Source organism: Mesorhizobium sp. M7A.F.Ca.CA.001.04.2.1, from assembly GCF_003998485.1.
In the GTDB taxonomy this organism is placed as follows: domain Bacteria; phylum Pseudomonadota; class Alphaproteobacteria; order Rhizobiales; family Rhizobiaceae; genus Mesorhizobium; species Mesorhizobium ciceri.
Genome location: NZ_RZQT01000221.1, coordinates 1 through 5,793, shown reverse-complemented (window position 1 = coordinate 5,793; position 5,793 = coordinate 1). Strand labels below are relative to the sequence as shown.

Annotated in this window: 5 protein-coding genes and 1 pseudogene; 4 read left to right on the top strand and 2 right to left on the bottom strand. The window is 63.9% G+C overall.

The window, feature by feature from the left end; translation table 11 throughout:
• A pseudogene (locus tag EN955_RS33380) lies at positions 1-306 on the bottom strand (EamA/RhaT family transporter); the annotation flags it as partial.
• 192 nt (positions 307-498) lie between these two features.
• Between EN955_RS33380 and EN955_RS33375 the strand changes: the two are divergent.
• Complete coding sequence (locus EN955_RS33375) at positions 499-1,395, top strand: MBL fold metallo-hydrolase (RefSeq protein WP_338101339.1); 897 nt, start codon at positions 499-501, stop codon at positions 1,393-1,395.
• Positions 1,396-1,455: 60 nt separating this feature from the next.
• On the opposite strand, the gene EN955_RS33370 is transcribed toward EN955_RS33375, so the two are convergent.
• The gene (locus EN955_RS33370; protein ID WP_013530052.1) at positions 1,456-2,061 is read right to left on the bottom strand and encodes an NADPH-dependent FMN reductase; all 606 of its coding nucleotides are present in this window, start codon (positions 2,059-2,061) and stop codon (positions 1,456-1,458) included.
• A gap of 89 nt (positions 2,062-2,150) precedes the next feature.
• Between EN955_RS33370 and EN955_RS33365 the strand changes: the two genes are divergently transcribed.
• The 3 genes from EN955_RS33365 to EN955_RS33350 all read left to right on the top strand — a co-directional run bounded on the left by EN955_RS33365 (position 2,151) and on the right by EN955_RS33350 (position 5,636).
• The gene (locus EN955_RS33365) at positions 2,151-2,519 is read left to right on the top strand and encodes a helix-turn-helix domain-containing protein (RefSeq protein ID WP_024504168.1); all 369 of its coding nucleotides are present in this window, start codon (positions 2,151-2,153) and stop codon (positions 2,517-2,519) included.
• A 574-nt stretch (positions 2,520-3,093) separates the two neighbouring features.
• Positions 3,094-3,831, top strand: coding sequence for a response regulator transcription factor (locus EN955_RS33355; RefSeq protein WP_032899377.1), 738 nt, complete (start codon positions 3,094-3,096; stop codon positions 3,829-3,831).
• A 50-nt stretch (positions 3,832-3,881) separates the two neighbouring features.
• Positions 3,882-5,636 carry a 7TM diverse intracellular signaling domain-containing protein gene (locus tag EN955_RS33350; RefSeq protein WP_164756581.1) on the top strand — a complete coding sequence of 585 codons (1,755 nt, stop codon included), beginning with the start codon at positions 3,882-3,884 and terminating at the stop codon, positions 5,634-5,636.
• Positions 5,637-5,793: the final 157 nt, after the last annotated feature.

The window sequence follows — 5,793 nt, the reverse complement described above, 5'->3', positions numbered from 1 at the left end:
CAGCCTGGCCAAGCCCCAGAAGAAGGATATCAGCACGACGCCGACAATTGCGGCACGCAGCGCATGCAGCCTCAGCACCGGAATGGTCGGCTTTAAGCGTGGTCCCGCCAACCAGGCTGCGCCCGCGACCACGGCCGCGACCATGCTGCGCCACAGCAAGGTGTTGTAGACCCCGACCGCGATGACCAGGATCTTCATCGCCGCATCCATCCCGGACAGCAGGAAGATCGCAAGCGCGCATACGAGCACCGGGATCATCGGGGAAACGGCGCCGGTCGGGCTGGATGTCTTCACGGCTTCACTCATGTGACGGATCGCAGCCGGATATACCAGGGCAAAGGGCGCGACCAGATGGCAGCCCGGTCGATGTAGCAGTCCAACCCCGATTGGGCCGAGGCTATCGTGACATCAGGGTATCAGCACCATGCCGGCGAGTTGAACGAAACGGACCGCCTCGCCGACTGCATCATCCGGCCACGGCAGGCGACGCACGCACCCATGGCACAGATCGAATTGACGGGGCGGGTTGCCGACGCAGCTGGCCCGTCGCATGTTGCCGGTTGTCTGCAGAACGGATCGGAAAAAATGCACCGCATGGCTTCGGGCGACCTTTATCAGACCTACGATCTTGGTGACTTGCGCATCACCTCCTTGCGCGATGGCTATGTCGACATGCCGATCGGACGGCTTCGGCAACCCGGCGACAAGCCATTTGGCGATGAATTGCCGCAACAAGTGGCGTTGGTTGGTGGTCAACTCAGACTGTCCGTCAATGCCTTCGCGATTGACGATGGAGACGGAATCATCCTGATCGATACCGGTGCCTCGAACGCCTGGCATCCCACCATGGGCCGACTTCCCGAGGCGCTGGACGAAGCTGGCATCGATGCCGGACGAGTCCGTGCCGTCTGTTTCACCCACACCCATCTCGACCACATCCATGGTCTTGTGCTTGCCGACGGCCGCGACGCTTTCCCGCGCCTGGCGCGTTTGCTCGTTCCCGGGGAAGAACTCGGCTTTTTTCGCGCCGAAGCGCGGCTCGAACGATTTCACGGCATGGCGGAACCCTTCGAAGCCGGAGACCGTATCGGGACACATGTCGACATTGTCGAAGCCCATGGCCATGAAGCGGGACACAGCTGCTTTCGTGTTTCGAGCGGTGGCGAACGCATTCTGATTTGGGGCGACACCGTTCACGTCCCATCGCTTCAGTTCGATCGACCTGAGGTGACGTGGGAATTCGATGCCGATCAGGACCAGGCGCGCGAAAGCCGGTTGCGGTTGCTGGCGCTTGCTGCCGACGATCATTGTTTCGTTGCCGGCGCGCATCTGGATTCGCCCGGTGTCGGCCGTGTCGTCCGATCCGGTGCCAGCTTTCGATTTGAGCCGCTATAATTGAAAAAGGGCGGCGCAAGCGCCGCCCCGGATCCTTGGGAGGATAATTCGAACCGGCGGTCAGGCCGCCTTGACTTCCTCGGCGACGGCGTCGGCCTGACGCGCTGCCTTGAGCACCTTGGCCCACCAGGCAACGTCGTTGACCAGAGCTGTGGCGGCCTGGTTCAGATGCTCGAGGTCTTCCAGCTTCTTCTCGCCCTGGCGGACGGCGAGGAAATCGCCCCAGGCGATATGGACGGCCGACTTGACCGGCGCCATCTGCAATTCGACGGCATGAAGGCGGAGCTGTTCGACGGCGCGAGCGCCACCGACGCTGCCATAGCCGACGAAGCCGGCCGGCTTCTTGTTCCATTCATTGGCGGCGTAGTCGATGGCATTCTTCAGCACCGCCGTCGGGCCATGATTGTATTCGGCGGCGGTGAAGATGAAGCCGTCGAATTCGGCGACCTTCTTCTGCCAGCGCTGTGCCACTTCGTTCTGCGACGGCGCCCATGCGGAGGATGCGACCTCGTCGAAGAACGGCAGCGGGAAGTCGCGAAGGTCGACGATCTCGACATCGATGTCGGCATGCGACTTGGCGATCTTGGCGATCCACTGGGTTGGCACATCGGCGAAACGAGCGGCGCGCGTCGATCCGACGACGATGGCAATTTTGGGTTTGGACATAAGGGCTCTCCTTGCACGAAGTACTGGTATCATTTGGATACCTGCGCTATATGAGATACTGCAAACGCGATGCACAAGAAGGCACTTTTTTGTTACCGAGGCACCCACACCGCTCCGAAGACTGCCGCGCCATCTCGGAAATCCTGCAGCGCGTCGGCGACAAATGGACCGTTCTGGTCGTCGGCAAGCTGGGCGACGGACCGCTGCGTTTCAACGAATTGCGCGCAGCCGTCGGCGGCATCTCGCAGAAGATGCTGACCACCACCTTGCGCGGGCTGGAGCGTGACGGCTTCGTCACCCGCACCGTGTTTCCAACCATTCCGCCGCGCGTCGATTATGAGCTGACCGAGCTCGGCCACGAGCTGCTGATCCCCGTCAGCGCACTGAGCGAATGGGCGCGCGCCAACACCATGCGCGTCAAGGCGGCGCGCGAAAAATTCGACGGCGCCCGCGTCTGAAACCCTTGCGCGGCAAGGGATTCAGCCCCGCACGCAACATCCGGCTTGTCTGATCGGAAATTCTATCTCGGCTGCGCGGATCGTGCCCGAATGCAAGCGCCGTTTTGGCTGGCGGATTGCCGCTCATGCGGTCCCCTAACGGCTGCCGCTCAGGCTCCTGATGCGCGCACATCGCATCGCGCGGCGGCACAGGTATCACACCGTGCGCCCCGCTCGCCAGGAGCCTGTCCTCCACGCGTGCAGGCGACGCGCGAGATGTCTTCCTTCACCTCCGCGTAAGCGGTCACGCCGAGCAGACAGGTCGTCGCGACCAGGGCCGCCACGAGCCAACCGTTCAGCAGATGTTGACGCATTGTCTCTCCTCCGATTGCAGCAGGATCGGGCATGGAGGCAACCGTTGGATGTCGCGAAAAGCGCCTCCCGCACGGGCGCTGTTACAAACGGCCATACCCGGCTCGCTCTACCTGATCCCAGCTATGTCGGCGGCAACCGATCCATGGCAGACTGGGTACGATCGGTTGGGTATTTTCCGCCCGGCTGCTACAGGTGAAAGCCGCCATTCGCGTCGAGGTTCATGTCGTCCAAGGAACATCCCGCCATCGACCTGCCATCGGAAGCACTGCTGCCGAGCCCGCTGCTTGTCGTCGAGGACGAGCCGATGATGCAGGTGCGGTTGCGCTCGATCCTGAGGGGCCTTGGCTACGCTCAGGAGGAGCTGTTTTTCGCCGGGTCGATCGCGCAGGCCAAGGCCCTGCTCGTCGACCAACCCTTCGCCATGACGCTGGTCGATGTCGGCCTGCCCGATGGCAACGGCATCGACCTCATCGGCTCCCTGCACGAGCACGACGCGGCGCTGCCGATTCTCGTCATCTCGGCCTGGAGCAACGAAAACACCATCCTCGAAGCCCTGCGTGCCGGAGCGACCGGCTATCTCTTGAAGGAGCGCGACGACGTCGAGCTGTCACTTTCGATCCGCAGCACCATTCGCGGCGGCGCGCCGATCGATCCCTTCATCGCCCGGCGCATCCTGGAACTGGTGTCGGCGCCGGCGTCATCCGGGCGCGCCCGTTCCTCCACCGACAGGCCGGGGCGCGGCAAGCCCGCGCTTGCGCCGCCGCCTCCCTTGACGCCGCGCGAGGTCGAGATCCTCAACCTCGTTGCCAAGGGGCTTACCAATCGAGAGATTTCGGGGGTCCTTTCCCTTTCCAGGTTCACGGTCGAATGCCACATTCGCAACATCTACAAGAAGCTGTCGGTCAAATCCCGGACGGAAGCGATTTTCGAGGCGCGGTCGCAAGGCTTCTTGCCCTGATATTCCTGCTCCTCGCGCCGGGCGGCATCGCCCTCGGCGCCGACGGGGCCGTGCCGTTCAAGACGATCGAGGCCGTTCGATCCGGCTGGGACGCCGCCGCGCCGCCGGCCGCCGGCTGGACCAGCGTGACCTTGCCCGATGACTGGGCGACGCGCTGGCCCGGTTTCGACGGCGTGGTCTGGTATCGCCTCACCTTCGACAGGCCCGACGCGGCCGAGCCGCTAGGCCTCGCGCTGAACTACTGGACACTGGCCGGATCGATCTCTGTCAACGGCGCGGAACTCGGCCGCGACGAATTCCTCGTCGAGCCGTTGACGCGCTCATGGAACGTGCCCCGCTACTGGCAGCTCGCTTCCCCGGTCCTGCATGCCGGCACCAACACGCTGCTGATCAGGGTCTCGGGCCTAGCGCCGTACCAGCCAGGCCTTGGTCCGGTCCTGATCGGCCCGCCTTCGGCGACGCGTGCCCATTTTGTCCAGCAATTCTGGATTCGCCGCGAACTGCCGGTCTTCTATCTCGGCGTCACCGCGGCGCTTGGCACCTTTTTCTTCGTCGTCTGGCTGCTGCGCCGAAGCTTGAAGGCCTATGGCTGGTTCGCCCTGATGACGATTGCGTGGTTTTGCTATTCGCTCAATTTCGTGGTGACGAGCCCCTGGCCGTTCGGGGCGACCGACACCTGGCAGCGTTTTATCATGCTCTCCTTCATGGTCATGGCCGCCGCCTTCGTGCTGTTTGTCATCCGCTTTGCCGAGCGCCGCTTTCCCAGGGGGGAAGCCGTGCTGTGGGCCGCGCTGGCGATCGGCGCCGCGGCCCTGTTTGCCACGCCGCATTCCCAACTCGGCCCGATGCTCAACCTGCTGGCCTTGTTCTGGTCGCTGCTTTACATCGGCGCCTGTTTCCTGTCGATCGGCCTGACCTGGCGCAGCAATCGGCTGGACCACATCGTCCTTCACATCGTCAACGCGCTTACCATCGTGGCCATCCTGCATGACCTGATGACCTATCTCGGCATCCTTCTTGGCAATGTCTACTACGTCACGCTGACATCCCACTTCCAGATGGTCGGCATGGCGCTGGTGCTGGCCTGGAACTTCGTCGCCAACATGCGCCGCATCGAAGGGTTCAACGACGAGCTCACGGCCAAGATCGAAACCGCCAGGGAGGAACTTGCGCTGACGCTGCATCAGCAGCATGAGGTCATCCTGGCCAACACCAGGCTGGCCGAGCGTGTGTCCCTTTCCCACAATCTGCATGACGGCATGGGCGGCACCCTGGTCAATTCGATCGCCATGCTGGAGCATGCGCCGCAGAACCTTCCGGCCGATCGCTTCCTGTCCGTGCTGAAGGAACTGCGCGACGAGTTGCGGGTGATCATCGACACCGCCGCCGACGACCCGACGGGCGGCCAGTCGCTGGCCGAGTGGATCGCGCCGCTGCGCCGCCGCCAAACGCTGGCATGCGAAAGCCGCGACATCGATTGCGTGTGGAACCTGACCGGGCTGGAGGACTGCCACCTGCCGGCGGCGCGAAGCCTCGATCTCGTCCGTATCCTGCAGGAAGGCCTGACCAACGTGCTCAAGCACAGCCAGGCAAGCCGCGTCGTCATCGACCTGCACCGGCGCGGCGAGACGCTGAGCCTGGCCATCCAGGACAATGGCGTCGGCTTCGATGCCGCCTCGGAAGCGCCCGTCCCGGGCACCGGCCTGCGCTCGATGCGGGCCCGGGCCGGACGGCTGGGCGGCACGCTCGACACAAGGTCGCGGCGCGGCGAAACCGTGCTGGCCCTGCATGTGCCCGCGGCCTGAGCGGCGGATCGCGGCGCGGCGGGCATAGCTAGTTTCAACGATACCCGCCCTTGATGTCGGGTGCTATGCCCCGGGGAACATGCACGACTGCGTCGGTGCTGATCTGGGGAGCCTGGCCTTGACAGGAATTGCCATCTCGAAGTGCGGCCTGCTGCGC